Origin of the sequence: Polaromonas sp. CG_9.5, from assembly GCF_035984465.1 — a bacterium.
Taxonomy (GTDB): domain Bacteria; phylum Pseudomonadota; class Gammaproteobacteria; order Burkholderiales; family Burkholderiaceae_C; genus Polaromonas.
This window is the reverse complement of record NZ_JAXCHR010000008.1, coordinates 81,198-97,797: the sequence shown is the minus strand read 5'-3', so window position 1 is coordinate 97,797 and position 16,600 is coordinate 81,198. Positions and strand designations below refer to the sequence as shown.

The 16,600-nt window shown below is 58.0% G+C and carries 19 protein-coding genes; 12 read left to right on the top strand and 7 right to left on the bottom strand.

Going from position 1 to position 16,600, the window contains the following annotated elements:
* Nucleotides 1–57 precede the first annotated feature (57 nt).
* Nucleotides 58–693, top strand: a complete 636-nt coding sequence (locus RCH06_RS08435) for a DUF924 family protein (protein ID WP_327081004.1) — start codon at nt 58–60, stop codon at nt 691–693.
* A 78-nt stretch (nt 694–771) separates the two neighbouring features.
* Here RCH06_RS08435 and RCH06_RS08430 read toward each other — a convergent pair whose 3' ends face one another.
* Nucleotides 772–1,251 (bottom strand): hypothetical protein, encoded by a 480-nt coding sequence (locus RCH06_RS08430; RefSeq protein ID WP_327081003.1) that lies wholly within the window; start codon nt 1,249–1,251, stop codon nt 772–774.
* 138 nt (nt 1,252–1,389) lie between these two features.
* On the opposite strand from RCH06_RS08430, the gene RCH06_RS08425 reads away from it, so the two are divergent.
* The 6 genes from RCH06_RS08425 (at nt 1,390) to RCH06_RS08400 (ending at nt 7,230) form a co-directional block, all read left to right on the top strand.
* Nucleotides 1,390–3,204, top strand: coding sequence for a glutamine--tRNA ligase/YqeY domain fusion protein (locus tag RCH06_RS08425; protein WP_327081002.1), 1,815 nt, complete (start codon nt 1,390–1,392; stop codon nt 3,202–3,204).
* 113 nt (nt 3,205–3,317) lie between these two features.
* The gene (locus RCH06_RS08420; protein ID WP_327081001.1) at nt 3,318–3,785 is read left to right on the top strand and encodes an ORC-CDC6 family AAA ATPase; all 468 of its coding nucleotides are present in this window, start codon (nt 3,318–3,320) and stop codon (nt 3,783–3,785) included.
* Nucleotides 3,786–3,877: 92 nt separating this feature from the next.
* On the top strand, nt 3,878–5,011 hold the full coding sequence (locus tag RCH06_RS08415) for a hypothetical protein (RefSeq protein ID WP_327081000.1): 1,134 nt from the start codon (nt 3,878–3,880) through the stop codon (nt 5,009–5,011).
* Between the two features lie 452 nt (nt 5,012–5,463).
* Nucleotides 5,464–6,096 carry a nucleotidyltransferase domain-containing protein gene (locus RCH06_RS08410; protein WP_327080999.1) on the top strand — a complete coding sequence of 211 codons (633 nt, stop codon included), beginning with the start codon at nt 5,464–5,466 and terminating at the stop codon, nt 6,094–6,096.
* The gene (locus RCH06_RS08405; protein ID WP_327080998.1) at nt 6,074–6,493 is read left to right on the top strand and encodes a hypothetical protein; all 420 of its coding nucleotides are present in this window, start codon (nt 6,074–6,076) and stop codon (nt 6,491–6,493) included. The genes RCH06_RS08410 and RCH06_RS08405 overlap by 23 nt, the downstream gene beginning before the upstream one ends.
* A gap of 20 nt (nt 6,494–6,513) precedes the next feature.
* Nucleotides 6,514–7,230 carry a phospholipase D family protein gene (locus RCH06_RS08400; RefSeq protein WP_327080997.1) on the top strand — a complete coding sequence of 239 codons (717 nt, stop codon included), beginning with the start codon at nt 6,514–6,516 and terminating at the stop codon, nt 7,228–7,230.
* 171 nt (nt 7,231–7,401) lie between these two features.
* Here the strand turns inward: RCH06_RS08400 and RCH06_RS08395 are convergent, their stop codons facing one another.
* A complete protein-coding gene (locus RCH06_RS08395; RefSeq protein ID WP_327080996.1) occupies nt 7,402–8,109 on the bottom strand; it encodes an SOS response-associated peptidase in 708 nt (235 codons plus the stop codon).
* Between the two features lie 235 nt (nt 8,110–8,344).
* On the opposite strand from RCH06_RS08395, the gene RCH06_RS08390 reads away from it, so the two are divergent.
* Nucleotides 8,345–8,563 carry a hypothetical protein gene (locus RCH06_RS08390; RefSeq protein ID WP_327080995.1) on the top strand — a complete coding sequence of 73 codons (219 nt, stop codon included), beginning with the start codon at nt 8,345–8,347 and terminating at the stop codon, nt 8,561–8,563.
* A 359-nt stretch (nt 8,564–8,922) separates the two neighbouring features.
* Nucleotides 8,923–9,576, top strand: a complete 654-nt coding sequence (locus RCH06_RS08385) for a mechanosensitive ion channel family protein (protein WP_327080994.1) — start codon at nt 8,923–8,925, stop codon at nt 9,574–9,576.
* A gap of 80 nt (nt 9,577–9,656) precedes the next feature.
* On the opposite strand, the gene RCH06_RS08380 is transcribed toward RCH06_RS08385, so the two are convergent.
* Nucleotides 9,657–10,118: a methyltransferase family protein gene (locus RCH06_RS08380; protein WP_327080993.1), complete on the bottom strand. Its 462-nt coding sequence runs from the start codon at nt 10,116–10,118 to the stop codon at nt 9,657–9,659.
* Between the two features lie 229 nt (nt 10,119–10,347).
* Here RCH06_RS08380 and RCH06_RS08375 point away from each other — a divergent pair, with 229 nt between their 5' ends.
* A complete protein-coding gene (locus RCH06_RS08375) occupies nt 10,348–11,649 on the top strand; it encodes a YbaY family lipoprotein (protein ID WP_327080992.1) in 1,302 nt (433 codons plus the stop codon).
* A 35-nt stretch (nt 11,650–11,684) separates the two neighbouring features.
* Here the strand turns inward: RCH06_RS08375 and RCH06_RS08370 are convergent, their stop codons facing one another.
* The gene (locus tag RCH06_RS08370) at nt 11,685–11,858 is read right to left on the bottom strand and encodes a hypothetical protein (RefSeq protein ID WP_327080991.1); all 174 of its coding nucleotides are present in this window, start codon (nt 11,856–11,858) and stop codon (nt 11,685–11,687) included.
* On the opposite strand from RCH06_RS08370, the gene RCH06_RS08365 reads away from it, so the two are divergent.
* Complete coding sequence (locus RCH06_RS08365) at nt 11,857–12,759, top strand: peptidoglycan DD-metalloendopeptidase family protein (protein WP_327080990.1); 903 nt, start codon at nt 11,857–11,859, stop codon at nt 12,757–12,759. The two genes, RCH06_RS08370 and RCH06_RS08365, sit on opposite strands and share 2 nt — an antisense overlap.
* Nucleotides 12,760–12,841: 82 nt before the next feature.
* Here RCH06_RS08365 and RCH06_RS08360 read toward each other — a convergent pair whose 3' ends face one another.
* Nucleotides 12,842–13,327, bottom strand: a complete 486-nt coding sequence (locus RCH06_RS08360; RefSeq protein ID WP_327080989.1) for a DoxX family protein — start codon at nt 13,325–13,327, stop codon at nt 12,842–12,844.
* 26 nt (nt 13,328–13,353) lie between these two features.
* Here RCH06_RS08360 and RCH06_RS08355 point away from each other — a divergent pair, with 26 nt between their 5' ends.
* Entirely contained in the window at nt 13,354–14,055 is a 702-nt protein-coding gene (locus tag RCH06_RS08355) for a uracil-DNA glycosylase family protein (protein WP_327080988.1), read from the top strand.
* A 103-nt stretch (nt 14,056–14,158) separates the two neighbouring features.
* Here RCH06_RS08355 and gltS read toward each other — a convergent pair whose 3' ends face one another.
* Both gltS and RCH06_RS08345 read right to left on the bottom strand, forming a co-directional pair.
* Nucleotides 14,159–15,358 (bottom strand): sodium/glutamate symporter, encoded by a 1,200-nt coding sequence (gltS, locus tag RCH06_RS08350; RefSeq protein ID WP_327080987.1) that lies wholly within the window; start codon nt 15,356–15,358, stop codon nt 14,159–14,161.
* 180 nt (nt 15,359–15,538) lie between these two features.
* Entirely contained in the window at nt 15,539–16,519 is a 981-nt protein-coding gene (locus tag RCH06_RS08345) for a YcjF family protein (RefSeq protein WP_327080986.1), read from the bottom strand.
* Between the last annotated feature and the right edge of the window lie 81 nt (nt 16,520–16,600).

Below are 16,600 nucleotides of genomic sequence, written 5' to 3'. Positions count from 1 at the left end.
GCACGCAAGGCCCGCTGCGTTTGAGGGCTTGGCCAAACCGCTGATAAGCTGGCGGGCATGACCCAACCCACGCCCGCCAGCGCTTCAGCGCCCACGCTTTGCACCGATATTCTCGATTTCTGGCTGGGCGATGGCCTGGCGCTTGGCTGGCCCACCCAAAATTTCAATAAACGCTGGTTTCGTGGCGGCCCCGCACTCGACCGCGAGATCAGTGACCGCTTTGGCGTCGCCGTGCGCCTTGCCGTACAAGGCGGGCTGCAAGACTGGGAAACACCGCTTCACAGCCGGCTGGCACTGCTTTTATTGCTCGATCAATTTACGCGCAATATGTTTCGCGGCACAAGCCGGGCGTTTGACGGCGACGCGCGCGCGCAGCAACTCACGCTGCAAACGCTGGCACATGAAGAAGACCGGCAACTGCCGTGGGTGGGCCGCGTCTTCATCTACCTGCCGCTGATGCATGCTGAAGACGGCGCACTGCAAAAACAAAGCGTGGCCTGCTTTACCCAATTGGTCGCCGAAGCCCCTGCTGACCTGAAACCCAGGCTGCAAGGCAGCCTGGACTTTGCGCATCAGCACCACGACATCATGGCCCGGTTTGGGCGCTTTCCGTACCGCAATGCAGCCTGCGGGCGGCGCAGTACGCCCGAAGAGGATGAGTTTTTGCGCATCGGCCCGCGCTTTGGTCAGTAGCCATTCTGGTGTCATCCGCGTGCGAGACTGTCCCATAAAAAAGCCTGCACGAAGCAGGCTTTTTTTCAGTGGGGTGGCTTAACGGCGACCGTCATACCGATTGTCGTAGCGACCGTCGCGCTCGTAATACACAGGCGCATAGCCGGGGCCATAGCCCCTGTTTTCACCGCGCGCTTCAGGCCGGTAATAACCGCCGTGACCTTCATGACGCCTGTAATGGCCATACGGGCGCTGGTAATAAACCGGCTGCTGCTCTACATAAACCGGCTGTGGCCGCACGAACACCGGACGCGGCTGGTAATAAACCGGCGCAGGCTGCACATAGACAGGGGACGGCTGCACATAAACAGGCCGCTGCTGAACATAGACCGGCTGGGGCTGATAGACAGGCCCCGCGTTACCCACATTCACCACCGCACCGGGCGTGCCCACGCCGACCGACCAATACACGTTGTCCCGTGCCTGCGCATTACCCGCAAAACTCATGGCAGCCACCGCCAGCGTAGCCATAAGACCGGCTACGACGACAGAACGGTTGGGTTGGATGACTGTCTTCATAAAAATTCTCCTGAAGGAAGGGCGAAAAACGCCCATGAAGTTATTAAACGCGGCAAAGCTGCAGCGGCCTACCGCACGCACAGTGAAGAGAGTTGCCAAACGTAACGTGCCCTGACGACTACCGCCTAAAATCAGCCGATGACCTCATCTGCCCCCTCCAAAGCCGCCAATCCTGCCGACAAAGACGCCCACAAGCCCAGCAATTTCCTGCGCCAGATCATCGAAAAAGACCTGGAAGAAAGCACCTATGCAGGCCGTCGCTGGGGGGGCAGTCCGGGCGATGCCGCCCACCACGCCGCCGGCCAGCCCGACCCGGCCAAAGTGCGCATGCGCTTTCCGCCCGAGCCCAACGGTTACCTGCACGTCGGCCACGCCAAAAGCATCTGCATCAACTTTGGCCTGGCGCGCGAATACGGCGGCGTGTGCCACCTGCGTTTTGACGACACCAACCCCGAAAAAGAAGACACCGAATATGTCAACGGCATCATCGACGCCGTGAAATGGCTGGGTTTTGACTGGCATAACCACGGCGAAACCAACCTGTACCAGGCCAGCGACTACTTCGACTTTATGTACCGCGCCGCCGAATACCTGATCGAATCTGGCCACGCCTACGTCGATGAGCAAACCGCCGAAGAAATACGCTTGAATCGTGGCGACTTCGTCAAGCCCGGCACCGACAGCCCGTTTCGAACCCGCACCCCGGCTGAAAACCTGGCCCGCTTTCGCGAAATGCGCGACGGCCAGCATGCGGATGGCGCTATGGTTTTGCGAGCAAAAATCGACATGGCCAGCGCCAACATCAACCTGCGCGACCCGGCCATCTACCGGATCCGCCGCGCCACCCACCACAACACCGGCGACAAATGGTGCATCTACCCGATGTACACCTTTGCCCATCCGATTGAAGACGCGCTGGAGCAAATCACCCACAGCTTTTGCACGCTCGAATTTGAAGACCAGCGGCCCTTTTACGACTGGCTGCTCGACCGCCTGGCCGAAGGCGGCCTGGTTGCCACGCCGCACCCGCACCAGTACGAGTTTTCGCGCCTGAACCTGACGTATGTGCTGACCAGCAAACGCAAGCTCGCCCAACTGGTCAATGAAGGCAAAGTCAGCGGCTGGGACGACCCGCGCATGCCAACCATCGTCGGCCTGCGCCGGCGCGGCTACACGCCGGAAAGCCTGCAACTGTTCGCCGAGCGCATCGGCGTGACCAAGAGCGACAGCTGGATTGACTACAGCACGCTGGAAGGCGCACTGCGCGAAAAGCTCGAACTCACGGCTCACCGGGGCATGGCGGTGCTGAACCCGGTCAAGCTGGTGCTGACGAACTGGGACGAAGTCATGGGTGCCGGCCACCTGGAGCCTTGCAGCCTGCCCGCCCTGCCCCACCCGGCCGAAGGCACCGAATCACCCGTGCGTCACTTCACCATTGGCAAGGAAGTCTGGATTGAACGCGAAGACTACGAAGAAGTCCCGCCCAAAGGCTACAAGCGCCTTTTCCCCGGCAACAAGGTGCGCCTGAAAGGCGGCTACGTCATCGAATGCACCGGCGCGACCCAAGACGCCAACGGCCACATCACCGAAGTGCTGGCTACCCTGGTGCCCGACACCAAAAGCGGCACGCTAGGTGCAGACAGCGTCAAAGTCAAAGCCGCCATCACCTGGGTCGGCGTGGCCGACGGCATAGAAGCCGAAGTGCGCATGTACGACCGCCTGTTTCTGGATGCCCAGCCGGATGCAGGTGGCAAGGACTTTCTCGAAAGTTTGAATCCGAACAGCTTGAAGGTGGTGACCGCTATCGTCGAGCCGTCATTGGCCAATGCCAAAGCGGATGACAAGTTTCAGTTTGAGCGGCATGGCTACTTTGTGGCTGATTGCGAGGACCACCAATTGGGGAAGCCGGTGTTTAATTTGGCTGTGGGGTTGAAGGATTCTTGGGGAAAATGAATACTTTTTATTTTTAATCTTTTTATTACCAATAAAATTAGTAACAAATAAAATTAATCACAATTAATCACAATTAATCACAATTAATCACAATTAATACAAATAATAAAACTATGAAAATTAATGAAAAATCAGTTCGAACCCTTATTGGTGGCTTAGCTGACGTCATTCGCGCAGAAAATATAATATCTTCAAACTATTTAGAATTATATGTAGGAGAAAATTCATTAGAAAGTATAGATAACGTAAATAATCAGACAATATATGGTCGACGTGGGTCTGGTAAAACGCACTTACTCAAAGCACTTCAAGAAAAAATTAACGAGAATTTTGAAGTAAGCAGAAGACTAAGTATTTATATCGATGCTAGAAATATTTTACCGCTCATTAATAGCTCAGTCACTACACCTGAAGAATCCGCACTACTTATCTTTCAAGGAATAATACAGTCAATAGTTGATGCATTCTCTATAAATGTGAGACTTATATTTGGGAGAGATCACATTATAACTATAGCATCAGACGTACTAGATCAAGATGCACTAAAAAATATTTCTCAAGAATTAAAAAAATTAACTTAGAACTTAAAGGACGATCTTTAAAGCGGCTCGGAAGCATATCAATTACTGAAGAAAAAAATTCAAACTCAGAGTTTCAATTAAAATTAGCAGCCATGCCCGAGGCATCTGCATCTAACAAAAACTTATCGAAACAGATCGAACTAAAATCAGATATTCTTTATGTAAGTATCCAAGAAATACATACATCTTTACAAGCACTAATTTCTTGGTTAGATTTAAATCGCATAATATGTTTAATTGACGAATGGTCAGAAATACCCATCGAAACTCAGAAACATTTGGCTGAATTTATCAAGCGAGTTTTCATTTCAAGCAAATTCAGCTTTAAGATCGGTGCAATCCCGAATAGAACAGATTTAGGTCATAAAACAAAAGAGAAATTTTATGGCCTAGAGGATGGGGGAGATATTTTTGGCTATCAACTCGACAATCGCTATATATTTGAATTAGAGAAAAACAAGACAAGAGATTTTTTTAATGATCTTTTATATAAACATTTATCTGCAATAAATCCCCAAGTGGTAGCAGCAATAATTAAGTCAAACAATAAATCTCCAGCTACTTTTATCAACGCTTTCTTAACGAACAAAGCGCTAGGTGAACTTTGTATTGCAAGCGCAGGTATACCTAGAGATTTTATAAATCTTTTTATTCATTCTTATGATCAATTTAAATCAACTACGTCACGACACATATCAGTAAAAAATGTTCGACTGGCTACTTCTGGCTGGTACGAAACCGATAAGAAAAAACAAATCGATGAGCATCAATCTGAAAAAGTTCTCCTTCAATTAATCGTTGAAGAAATTGTTATAAAGAAAAAATCTAGCCATTTTATGCTTAGTGAAAAGCATTCATCAAATCCTCACATTTTGAGTCTTATTGATTTTAGAGTTCTTCACCTTCGTAAGAAAGGATACTCACACAAAGACATGCCGGGAGAAACGTTCAACGTTTACTCTATAGATTACGGGTGCTATAACCATCTGAATATAACTCGTACAAATCTCAACCATACTTCTTTGGAAACAATAACTGTTCAAGATGATATTAGGCAAATTCGTAGAATTTTTCTTCCAGATTCTTTCTTACAAAAATTTCAGATGCAAATTGGCGAAGCTTTTTCCTGTCCTAGTTGCAAAAAGCCAGTCGACACAATGCATTTAGCTTATATTAAGCAGCAGCTTTGCAATAATTGTTTTGAAGTTGTTCCAACTACAAATTGATTTTTAGTAAATAAATAGACTAATTAACTCAAATAGATTTGGAAAACTAATTTTCAACTTGTATTAGTTCAAATAGCTTTGATCAGCACAATAATTTGACTATACGCTTGAACAATATGACGCTCTATCAGTTCCATCGCAAGAGCTCTTTTTAGAGTAACTGGTCACAAACAAAGTACTGCACTTGCATGCATTACCTTTTCCCCCAAACTATCTTTTTTTAATCTGATAATGGCCGCCGTGGCTTTGCAAGGCCCTCTGCCAACGGATGGATGGAATGAAAAGACGCCAAAGGCAAAACGCTGCATAAAGTAAAACGGCAGTCGATAGCCACGTCAAACTGATATTCACTACGGTTTTGATAGCTGCTTACGCTTACCCTGTATGCGCCAAGAGCTTTTTTCACTAAATTAATCAAAAAAAACCCCAATCAGGGTACGATACACCCCAATATGGGTATTTCAACAACACAACCTGATTCCTCATCTATCGCCGACGCACTCTTCCCCAAGGTGCGCCAGCGGGTTCTGGCCGTTCTGTTTGGCGCGCCGGACCGCAGCTTTTACGCCAACGAGATCATTGCACTGGCGCAATCGGGCACCGGGGCAGTGCAGCGCGAGCTGGCGGGGTTGAGTGAGGCAGGCTTGCTGACCATCAGCAAGCAGGGCAACCAGAAACATTACCAGGCCAACGCAGCGGCTCCCGTGTTTGCCGAATTGCGCGGGCTGGTGCTGAAAACCACGGGCTTGGCCGATGTGCTGCGCGCTGCGCTGGTGCCGCTGGCTGCGCAAATTGAACATGCTTTTGTATTTGGCTCCATCGCCAAGCAGACCGATACCGCGCACAGTGATGTCGATTTGCTGGTGGTCAGTGACTCGCTGGGTTATGGCGATATGTTCGCGGCGTTGGAAGTTGCCTCCCAAACCCTTAGCCGCACCATCAACCCGGCGCTTTATACGCCGGTTGATTTTGCGACGCGGCTGCAAAGCGACAATGCTTTTATCACCCGCGTGATGCAACAACCCAAGGTCTGGCTGATAGGCCAGGAAACCACTCTGCCGCATGGCCAACAACACACCACTTGATAACCTCAGCGGCCCCGGCAAAGCGCTCAAAGCCGAAGCGCCAGACGCCGCTGAACTGGCCGGCTTGACACGCACCGGCATCGCCCGCCTGACGGATGCCCGCAACACCGCGCTGGCGCTGGAGAGCCGTTTTGATCTGGCCTACAACGCAGCCCATGCGCTGTGCCTGGCCGCGCTGCGCGCCAAAGGCTTTCGCGCCAGCAACCGATACATCGTTTTCCAGCTGCTGCCCCACACGCTCGGCTTGGGCCCCGAGGTTTGGCGGGTGCTGGACCTGTGCCACAACAAACGCAATCTGGGCGAATACGAAGGCTTGCTGGAGATTGATCTACGTCTGGTGCTGGACCTGATAGCTGCCACACAAAAAGTGGCTGATGCGCTCAACGCGCCGACTTGAACCTGAGAACAACACACGACATGGCAAAGTTTCTGAACACCAGCGCGACCAACTACTTTCTTGAGGAAATGATTAAAGGCGCGTCAGACCGACTGATTTTGATCAGCCCCTTCCTCAAGCTCAACGACCGTATGAAGGAGTTGCTGGCGGATAAAAACCGGCTAAAAATTGATGTTCGTATCGTCTATGGAAAAAGCGAATTACAGCCGCAAGAGATTGAATGGCTGCGTGGTCTGACTTATATCCGCACCAGCTTTTGCAAAAACCTGCATGCCAAGTGCTACATGAACGAGGAAATGTGTATCGTCACCAGCCTGAACCTGTATGAGTTCAGCCAGGTCAACAACAACGAGATGGGCATTCTGATTCAGCGCTCCGAAGACGGCCAGTTGTACAAAGACGCCTATGAAGAAGCCCAGCGCATCATCCGAATCAGTGACGAGGTGCGCATTTCGCTGGAACGGGTGACGAATGAGCCTGAAGCCATCAGCCCGGATGCCCACAAAGGAGCCGAAGCTGAAGCCGTAAGCGAGAAACTGACCACTTCCAAATTGGCCCAAAAGCTGGGTTTGAAGACGGTGCAGTTCATGGAACGCGCGGCAGGGCAAGGCTACTTGGCGCTTGAAGGCGATAAACATGCGTTGACATCGAAAGGAGCCAGCGCCGGAATTGAATTTGTCGCCAAGTCACGCTTCGGGCCTTACTTTTTGTGGCCGCACGACTTTCATCCGGTTTGAGTTGGACGGAAAGTCAACCCTGAAATTCGCTACGAATTTCGTAGCTGGTTCCGCTTCCTCTTAAACGGTTACAGGCACTTTTCGCATAAATTTTTCAGCTAACGCAAGTGCCTAAACTGCATGAACTTGACGCAACAGGCTCATGCGACCCCCAATCCTCGCCCCAACCCCTCACTGCCGGCTTTTCTCCATCGGGTTGGCTGTCAGCCAGTTGGCCGGATAGGCCCGCATGAACTCTTTGGCCTTTTCAGGGCGGGCGCCCAGCCAGGCGTCGTAGGCGCCTTCGTTCAAGATCGCCAGCATGCGTTTTTCATTGCCGGGTTGCTGGTAGCGGTTCATCAGCGCGTGGGTGTTGGCGTTGACGGTCAGCAAGGTGTAGCTGATGATGACTTCGCCGTCGGCCCCCGTCCAGCTTTCCCACAAACCTGCCACGCCCATCGGCTGGCCGTCGACGCGGGCAATGCGGGTGGGCACGGCTTTGCCGCTGCGCCAGTCGTCTTCCATGAACGCGGTCATCGGCACGATGCAGCGCTGTCCGGCGAGCCAGGCCTCGCGAAAGTTGGTGGACGTGGTCACGGTTTCGCAGCGCGCATTGACCAGCTTGGTCGAACGCAGCTTGGCGTCAGAAGCCGACTTGACCCAGCGCGGCACCAGGCCAAACTGGCCGGCTGCCAGTTCACGCTTGGGCGGCTCGCGCGGCGGCGGGTCAATGTCTGCGGGCTGCTCGGTGGGTTCGGTTTCAGGGGCTGGCCCCACGCGGATAAAAACACCGGGTTGGCGCGGCCACACTTCGCGCCCCACGGCAACAGCAGGGGCATCCACGCGGAACGCATCGGGGTAAAGCAAGGCGCTGTGAACGCTTTCGTAACGGGTACTCATACGCTGATGCTATCGCAGTGCAGCCGTCAATCGCTGCGGTCATGCCCAGAGAATTGACAGGGCGCTCGGCGGCAAGTGCGTTCAAAACGATGTGAATGAAAGAAGCCACGCTTTGCCTGCCCCGCTTGCTGGCTTCACATCAACGACTTTTGCCGACATCCATTGCGCCATCCGTTGCGCACAATGGCACGCTGGCGCTTCACCCGACAGCGCCGCAACCTTGCAGGAGTTCAGCATGACCCAATTCGCTACCGTTACCGGCCCCGTCACCTTCACGCCAGGCGATGGCGCGCCGATCAAAATTCCGAAAGGGCCGCTTGAAGTCGAGCTGGCACCGGACAGCGCAACGCTGAGCTGGGAAGCCGCACCGGGCATTCCGGGCGTGGCGGCGATTCCGTTGACGCAGTTCAACGACTACGTCAAAGCCGGCCAGATCACCCTGGCGAAAGACTAAAGCCCACGGCGTCAACCCCGACGCCGGGTGGCCTGAAAATCGCACTGATTAACGCTTGAGGCCAGCGGCGTGACGCCTGGCCGCGTTGCAGGCCGCCGCTAAACGCGGTCGAAGTGCCAACCCTGGGCGTTTACGCTCGTGACCTTGGACGCCGGAATCAGACCGGACAGCACATCGGCCACACAACCCTGTCAGCGGCGCAAAAGCGCACTGAGCGCCGGCATGCACCGGCGCGTGCCGCCCATGCTCGACAATCTGCGCATCCCCGGCACGCCACTCAAGACCGACGTTACTGCCAACGCGAGATTGCCACGCTTGCGATCTGAAACTAAACCCCCCTTGCCCACCACTTCCCCGACATGCGCCGACCGTTAACGACTTATTTGCCCGACTGGACGCTGGACTGGCTTGAAATCATCATTCCGGGCGTGCAGATTTTCCTGATCCTGCTGGGTGCCTGGTTGCTGCAGTACATGCTGCGCCGGCTGGTGAACCGCCTGGACCGGCATTACCAGTTGCCGCAAGAGCTGACGATGACGCTCAAGGGCCTGCTGCGCTGGACGCTGATGATGGCCGCGACGATGATGGTGCTGGAGCGCATGGGCGTGTCCGCCACGGTGCTCTGGACGGCGTTTACCGGCTTTGCCACCGTAGGTGCGGTGGCGTTTTTTGCCGCGTGGAGCGTGTTGTCGAATCTATTTTGTGCGTTTTTGATTTTTACCGCACGGCCTTTCCGTCTGGGCGAAGGCATCGAGCTGATGGACGCCGCCGACAAGCCCGGCCCGCGCGGGCGGGTGGTTGACATCAACTTGCTCTACACCACGCTGGAAGAGAGCGACAACGCCACAGAAGGCACGCTGCTGCAAATTCCCAATGCCTTGATTTTTCAGCGGGTGCTACGGCGCTGGCGGGGCGGAATACCGATACCCGTGCGAGGCGCGGCGCCAGTGCCACCCGTGACCGAAACGCCGGAAACGCTGCCGCCAGAACCTGCGCAAAACGTTTCACGCTGAGCCAGCGCGTCTTGCCGGTCATGCCGGCGCGCGCCAAAATTCTATAAAAACAATAGCTGCTTGCGACCGCCCCGCCTGCGCTACAGCCAGCGCCGCACTCTAGCGCAATAGTCAACATAGCTTTGCCCAAACAGGGCAGCCAGCGCGCGTTCTTCAGGCTGGATTTGAAAGCGGGTGATGTACGCCATGAACACCGGCACGCCCAGCAGCGCCCACGCCGACGACAGGTAAACGGCCCAGGCCGTCAACAAAAATGCCAGGCCCAGGTACATCGGATTTCGGGTGAAGCGGTAAACGCCCGTGCTGACCACCGAAGTGCTGCGCTGCGGCGTCATCGGGTTGACGGTGGTTTTGGCACGCCTGAAGGCGATCAGCCCCGCCGCGTCAAACGACACGCCCACGACGACCAGCGTCAGCGCGGCACCCGTGCGCAAAGTGGGCAAAAGGGCCCAAACCGGCAGCAGCTTGGCCACGCCATACATCGCAGCCGCCGTCATGAGGGTCACCAAAGGCGGCGGGATTTTCAGTTCAAGCAGGCGCATGGGGCGTTGGCAAGCCGGGCTTGCAGTGGGTGAAAGATAACCATATTTTGACCGCATCGACTGGCCCCAAGGCAGCCCAAGTCGCGGCGTTGGATGACGCACCCGGCCAATCGCCTGTCTGACAATGGCTGCCCGATGCTCAGGATGCCTTGCGCAAAGCCAGCTGGCTCCTGATGCGCCAATTTTTACGATTTTTCCGTTCACTTGACGAAAGCGAGTTGCAGACGCCATGATTTTCAAAAGCCTCAAAAACTCCCCTCTTTTCTTCGGCGGCCTGAGCACGGCGCTGATGCTGTGTCTCAGCCCGGCGGCGCAGGCGCAAACGCAGCCACCCGCAGATTACGTCACTGTCAGCGGCAACGTGTCTTATCTGCAGCGCATTGCCATGCCGCCAGACGCGGTACTGACAGTTCAGGTGCAAGACGTTTCGCGCGCTGATGTGGCCGCCACCGTGCTGGGGGAGTCGCGTGAAGCCTTCGGTCGCCGCCAAGTGCCGCTGGCCTACAGCGTTTTGGTGCCGCGCAGCGCCATCAACCCGCGCATGCGCTACAGCCTGCGCGCCACCATCAGCGTGGACGGCCAAACCCAATTTGCCACTGCGCGCGACTATCCGGTGCTGACGCAGCGCGCGCCGAACCGGGTCAATCTGCTGCTGGCCGCCGTGCCCGAAGTGGCCCACCCGGCAGGCGCGTCGGTATCCACCCCTGCGGCTGCACCTGCACCTGCACCTGCACCTGCACCTGCGTACACGCCTTCGCGTTCGCCTGCGGCCTCGTCTGCGCCAGCATCAGCGTTTGTCCTGCCCGCCACCTTTGCCGGCGTGCTGCCCTGCGCGGGCTGCAGGGGCATTGCCTACACCGTCACCATGCAAGCCGACGGCAGCTACCGCCTGCGCCGCACCTATCTGGGCACAACGGTCGGGCCGGTCAAGCCGATGGCCGAGGCGGGCCGCTGGACCGCCGACCACCAGGGCAAGCTGATTGCGCTGATGAGCGGTGCCGCAACGCCTTCTTTTTTCAGGTTGACTGCAGAGGGCGCACTGCGCCAGCTCGACGACAAAGGGCAGCCCCTGAAATCATCGGCTAACCATGACCTGCGCCGAACCGCCAAAATTGATCCGGTGAATGAAGCTGCTGCTCCGACGGGCAACCCAGCATCAGCCGCCAACCCGGCCACAGCCACGCTGCGCGATACCTACTGGAAACTGGTTGAACTGGGCGGGCAAGCCGTCGCCATGCAGCCCGGTCAGGAACGCGAAGTGCGCATCACGCTGGCCAGCCAAGACCAGCGCCTGATGGGCTTCAGCGGCTGCAACGCACTGGGCGGCGCGTATGCGCTGAACGGCAACGCGCTGAAGTTTGACCAGCTGGCCAGCTCAATGCGGCTGTGCGAGCCGGCGCTCAACACGCTGGAGCGCCAGGTGCTTGACGCACTCATCGCCACCACCGGCCAGCGCATTGACGGCCAGCGACTCAGCCTGCTGGGCGGCACGCGGGTGCTGGCGCGCTTTGAGGCGGTTTATTTGAAGTGAGCCTTCCGGGCAGCCGTCACTGCATGCGCAGCGCATCAATCCATGTCGGCGTTTATTGCGCCAAGGATTGGCGCTGCCTGCCGCGTTTCGGTGACGGTATTCACGCCCATGTAACTGCCAGCCACCAGCCGCCAAAAGCGCTGAAAATACGCCGTTGAAATAGCCATTAAATTTAACGCCGCTGCCTTTTTTATGGATCGACACGCCATGCCCCTGCCTCTTTCGCACACGCTGCTCACCCAACCCAACCGCCGCCAGGCGCTTGCAGCTGCTGCCAGCTTGCTCACCCTGCCCGCGTCCGTCTGGGCGGCCAGCGCCCACGCCGCGTCACCGCCCGCGCCTGCGCTGTGGCCGCACGACTTGCAGGTGCCCGGCGGCGTGGCCCGGCTTTCGCTGGGGCCAGCGGCGGCACGGCCACTGGCGCATTCGGGCACGATGCCGTTGCTGGTGCTGGGCGATGTGATCGAGTGGACGGCGCTGGTCGGCATTCCCTTGTCGGCTACGCCCGGCACGGCCAGCATCACCGTCAAAGAAACCCCGGATGCCGCACCGCGCCCCCTTAATTACCGCATCGCATCCAAGCTCTACACCGAGCAGCGGCTCAAAGTCTCGCCCAAGACCGTCGATTTGTCGGCCAACGACAACGCGCGCTATGAACGCGAGCGCGACCACCAGGCCGGCGTGATGGCCACCTTCACCGAACCCCTGCCGCTGCCCGCCAGCCTGCACATGAAAGTGCCGGTGCCGGGACGGCGCTCCAGCTCGTTCGGGCTGCGGCGCATTTTTAACGGGCAGGCGCGCAATCCGCACAGCGGCATGGACATCGCCGCCGCCACCGGCACGCCTGTCAACGCGCCGCTGCCGGGCCGGGTCATTGACACGGGCGAGTATTTCTTCAACGGCAACACCGTCTGGCTCGATCACGGCTGCGGCCTGTTGACGATGTACTGCCACCTCAGCGCCATCGACGTGAAGCCCGGCGACACGCTCAAAACCGGCCAGCGCCTGGGTGCCGTGGGCGCCACGGGCCGCGTCACCGGGCCACATTTGCATTGGGGCGTGATGCTGAACCGCACCATGGTCGACCCGGCGCTGTTCATTGACGCTTGAGGCGCTTGGGTTGCCGCAAGCAGGCGCTATGGTTCAAATAGCTGCCAGCGCACGCACTGTATGCGCTACAGGCCGATTTGACTTAAATTCTGGGCCGCCGGCCAACCACCCCGCAGCTCCAGGCAATCAGCGCCAGCAGCAGCACTTGCAGCGGTATCCGCGCCACCAGAGCCCAATACGGCACGGTCGGGAACAGCTCGGTGTGCTGCAGCATGTAAAGGTTGGCCGGTGTCACCGCCAACGTCAGCAAAATCAGGCCGATGCCTGCCGCCCGGCGGGGCGCACGCCACAGCAGCCCGGCAGCGCCCAGCAGTTCCAGCACGCCCGTGACCAGCACGGTGGTGCGCGGCCAGGGAATGTAAGGCGGCACGATGCGCATTTCAGTCTCGGTCAGCACAAAATGCGCCACGCCGCCAATGGCAAACCACAAAAAGACAAACGCCAGGCCCGCCCAACGCCAGCGGTTCATCGCGGCTGAACGGGTCACGCGGCCATCGGCGTGAGCGTGCGAAAGTGTCGATGCAGCCGAGGCGGTGGGCGCGGCGCGAGAGGAAGAAGAATGTTGCATAGCCCGCAGTCTGCTATGTTGCGCGCATGACTGCAACACCTGTTGAACTGACGGCCGCCCAGCGCACCGCCTTCGGCCAGCTGGCCGAAACGCTGGCGGGCATTGACCGGAGCGCCTACACCGCCCATCACCGCGACTGGCGCGCGCCGATATTCGGGTTAGGCCCCGCCAGCGCGCCGCTGTGCATTTTTGGCCGCGACCCGGGCCGCACCGAAGTCGAACACCAGCTGCCGTTTGTCGGTCGGGGCGGCCAGCTGGTGCGCGCCGGGCTGTATCGGCACGCGCTGGGGTTGCCGCAAGCCGCACCCGCGCCCTCGTTTGACGCATCAGTGGCCGCTGGGGCAAATGTCTTCTGGCTCAACACCGTGCCCTACAAGCCGGTGGGCAACAAAGCCTGGTCAATGGCGGCGAAGCGGCGGTTTCAGCCGCTGGTGGCCGGTTTGCTGCTGCATGCTTGGCAAGGCCACACGGTGATGATGCTGGGGCGCGAGGCGTTTTTCTGGTTCGGCATCGGTCAGCCCGCGCCAACAGCCGCAGCGCTGCAAGCATTCTGGTTGCGTGAAGACCGCTACACCGCCACGTTGTCGATTGACTATCGAAACGACGGGCAGACGCGCCCACTGCGGCTGGCACCGCTGCCGCATCCGTCGCCCGCCAATGCGGTGTGGTTCAAGCGCTTTCCGGCGTTGCTGGCGGCGCGGCTTGAGGCACTGGTGCCAACTTTTTAATTGCTCTATTTTTAATAGCTGGCAGCGCCCGTCCAGCCTGCGCAAGCGCGTTAAATGACCTAAAAAGTGGTGCCTGAGCTTGGATCAGGCACTGCCGTGCGCACTACTTCAAATAGTTCATGTAGCCGGTGATGATCACCGCGTTGAAAAAGTCAATGAACAGCGAGCCGACCAGCGGGATGACGAAAAACGCTTTCATCGACGGGCCGTTGGCCCCGGCAAAAGCCTGCATGTTGGCCATGGCATTGGGCGTGGCGCCCATGCCAAAGCCGCAGTGGCCGGCGGCAATCACGGCAGCGTCGTAGTCGCTGCCCATGACGCGGAAGGTGACAAAGTAGGCATAGGCAAACATCACCGCCGTCTGCACCAGCAAGATGAGCAGCAGCGGGCCGGCGACCTGCGCCATTTCCCAGAGCTTCATCGACATCAGCGCCATCGCCAGGAAAAACGCCAGCGACACGTTGCCCACCACCTCGAACTGGCGCATCGGCAGCTGCCAGTTGCGCCAGTCGATGATATTGCGCACCACTGCCGCCACCAGCATCGGGCCGAGGTAGGCGGGCAGCGTCAGGCCCAAATCCTTGAGCCAGTTCACCAGCAGCGTGCCCGCGCCAATCGACACGGTGACCAGAATGGTCGCGTACATCACGGTATCGGTGCTGGTCAGGCCCGCGTCGGGAGCGGTCTCGATAACGCCAGGGCCGTCGGAGGTGGTTTGTAGGCTGCGGCCTTTCAGGCCGTTGCGGCGCATCAGCAGCGTGCCGACCGGCCCGCCAATCACGCAGCCGGCCACCAGCCCGTAAGTGGCGGCAGCAATGGCCGCCGGCAGCGCGCCCACAGCGCCAGCCTGCTCCAGCAAGGGGCCAAAGGCGGCCGAGGTGCCGTGGCCGCCGGTCAGGGCAATCGAGCCAGCCGCCAGGCCAATCAGCGGATTAATGCCCAGGGCGGCAGCCATCGCCGCGCCCAGTGTGTTCTGGATCAGCACCAGCCCGACGGCCGCAGCCAGGAACAGCGCCACGCCCAGGCCGCCTTTTTTCAGCAGCTCAAAGCTGGCCGAAAAGCCGATGGTGGTGAAAAACACCAGCAGCAAAAACGCCCGCATGTTGTCGTAGAACTGAAAGGTGAAACTGCCCGTTTCATGGCCGACCAGCGCAATCAGCGAAAACAGAATGCCGCCAATGATGGGGCCGGGAATGAAGTAGCGGGCCAGCAGGCTGACGTGGTTCTTGATGTATTCGCCCACCACCAGCAACACGGCGGCAGTGCCGACGGTCTGGGCGATGTCGAGCTGAAGAGTGATCAAAACGGGGGCTCCTTTACGGTTGAGTGGTCAAGGCAGACCCGTCTTTGCGATGCAGTACACCACCTGAAACACATCGCCCGAGGCCAAAAACCGGCTATTTTATAGACCGGCTCTTGCGTGCCGGTGATGCGCGCCTTGCCCTTCAAACACTCAAACCCAAGGACTATCGCCCGCCTGACATTAACCGCCGCGCACCATCGCCATGACCTGCGCCGCATCCAGCGTAGCGGCTTTTTGCTGAATTTGCGGCAGGTACTGCGTCTGCATTTGTTTGGCGGGCTCCAGCAGGCCTTGGTAGGTTTCGCGCAGCAGCGCAGTGCTCATGACGCGGCCACCGGCGTAATAGCGTTTGGCCAGCTGCCCCAGCGCATAGGTGGTGGCAAACGAAAACGCCATGCCCGTGCCCGCGCTGCCGACGTTACCGATGGTTTTGCCCGCCAGTTTGCCGAGCAAGCCGCCCAGCAGCTTGCGGCCAAACTGCTCCAGGTACTGCGAGGTCAGGCCGACGCCGGCAGCGGCAATGAACTCCTTGATATGGCCCTGGTCGAGCGTGACACCATGCGCCTTGCCGATGCCGTAGACCATCTTGACCTGCAGCGGAATAATGGCCATCGACGCCCACGACTGCGGCAGCAGTTCCAGCGCGCCATTGATGAGCGCATGGTTCAGGATGGAACGGTCCAGTTCCGCTGCATTCACGGCAAGTGCGGCAGCCGCTGGGGCGGTGACGGGCGTTGAAACAGGCACAGCCACAGGCAGCGCAGCCACGGCAACCGGCGCGGCCACGCCGGCCAGCGCCTCGGCCTGCTGGTCAAACGCCTCGGTCTGCGCGGCGTCCAGCCCCAGCTGACGCCGCAGGTCGGCCAGAAAACTGCGTTCTGCCGCCGTCTGTTGCCCGTCGGCATCGCAGACGCTCACGGCCATTTCGTAGGCCAGCTGGCGGTGGCCGGGGTCGGTCAGTTGTTGCACCATGCCGGCCATGTCCAGGCGCTTGAGCAGCACATCCTGGTAAAGCCGCGTCAGGTTGGGTGCGCCGGCTTCGGTGGACAGGGATTCGGCGATGCGGCGGATTTCTTCGCGCTCGGCATCGGCTTTGTTGCCATCAGAAAAGGCCGCAAACAAGGCAATGCCAAGCAGCGCTTTTTGTTGTTCTGGGGTCATGGGGAGGTTTCCTTAAAGCGGATGGATTTGAAAATTTGGCGTCGGCCCCGGTGCGATTGAAGCCCGGTCGCGCGGAACGCA

Bases quoted from the DNA above. Each gene is read 5' to 3' on its own strand.
- RCH06_RS08435 (WP_327081004.1), top strand. From the start codon at position 58: ATGACCCAACCCACGCCCGCCAGCGCTTCAGCGCCCACGCTTTGCACC.
- RCH06_RS08430 (WP_327081003.1), bottom strand. From the start codon at position 1,251: ATGAAGACAGTCATCCAACCCAACCGTTCTGTCGTCGTAGCCGGTCTT.
- RCH06_RS08425 (WP_327081002.1), top strand. From the start codon at position 1,390: ATGACCTCATCTGCCCCCTCCAAAGCCGCCAATCCTGCCGACAAAGAC.
- RCH06_RS08420 (WP_327081001.1), top strand. From the start codon at position 3,318: ATGAAAATTAATGAAAAATCAGTTCGAACCCTTATTGGTGGCTTAGCT.
- RCH06_RS08415 (WP_327081000.1), top strand. From the start codon at position 3,878: ATGCCCGAGGCATCTGCATCTAACAAAAACTTATCGAAACAGATCGAA.
- RCH06_RS08410 (WP_327080999.1), top strand. From the start codon at position 5,464: ATGGGTATTTCAACAACACAACCTGATTCCTCATCTATCGCCGACGCA.
- RCH06_RS08405 (WP_327080998.1), top strand. From the start codon at position 6,074: ATGGCCAACAACACACCACTTGATAACCTCAGCGGCCCCGGCAAAGCG.
- RCH06_RS08400 (WP_327080997.1), top strand. From the start codon at position 6,514: ATGGCAAAGTTTCTGAACACCAGCGCGACCAACTACTTTCTTGAGGAA.
- RCH06_RS08395 (WP_327080996.1), bottom strand. From the start codon at position 8,109: ATGAGTACCCGTTACGAAAGCGTTCACAGCGCCTTGCTTTACCCCGAT.
- RCH06_RS08390 (WP_327080995.1), top strand. From the start codon at position 8,345: ATGACCCAATTCGCTACCGTTACCGGCCCCGTCACCTTCACGCCAGGC.
- RCH06_RS08385 (WP_327080994.1), top strand. From the start codon at position 8,923: ATGCGCCGACCGTTAACGACTTATTTGCCCGACTGGACGCTGGACTGG.
- RCH06_RS08380 (WP_327080993.1), bottom strand. From the start codon at position 10,118: ATGCGCCTGCTTGAACTGAAAATCCCGCCGCCTTTGGTGACCCTCATG.
- RCH06_RS08375 (WP_327080992.1), top strand. From the start codon at position 10,348: ATGATTTTCAAAAGCCTCAAAAACTCCCCTCTTTTCTTCGGCGGCCTG.
- RCH06_RS08365 (WP_327080990.1), top strand. From the start codon at position 11,857: ATGCCCCTGCCTCTTTCGCACACGCTGCTCACCCAACCCAACCGCCGC.
- RCH06_RS08370 (WP_327080991.1), bottom strand. From the start codon at position 11,858: ATGGCGTGTCGATCCATAAAAAAGGCAGCGGCGTTAAATTTAATGGCT.
- RCH06_RS08360 (WP_327080989.1), bottom strand. From the start codon at position 13,327: ATGCAACATTCTTCTTCCTCTCGCGCCGCGCCCACCGCCTCGGCTGCA.
- RCH06_RS08355 (WP_327080988.1), top strand. From the start codon at position 13,354: ATGACTGCAACACCTGTTGAACTGACGGCCGCCCAGCGCACCGCCTTC.
- RCH06_RS08345 (WP_327080986.1), bottom strand. From the start codon at position 16,519: ATGACCCCAGAACAACAAAAAGCGCTGCTTGGCATTGCCTTGTTTGCG.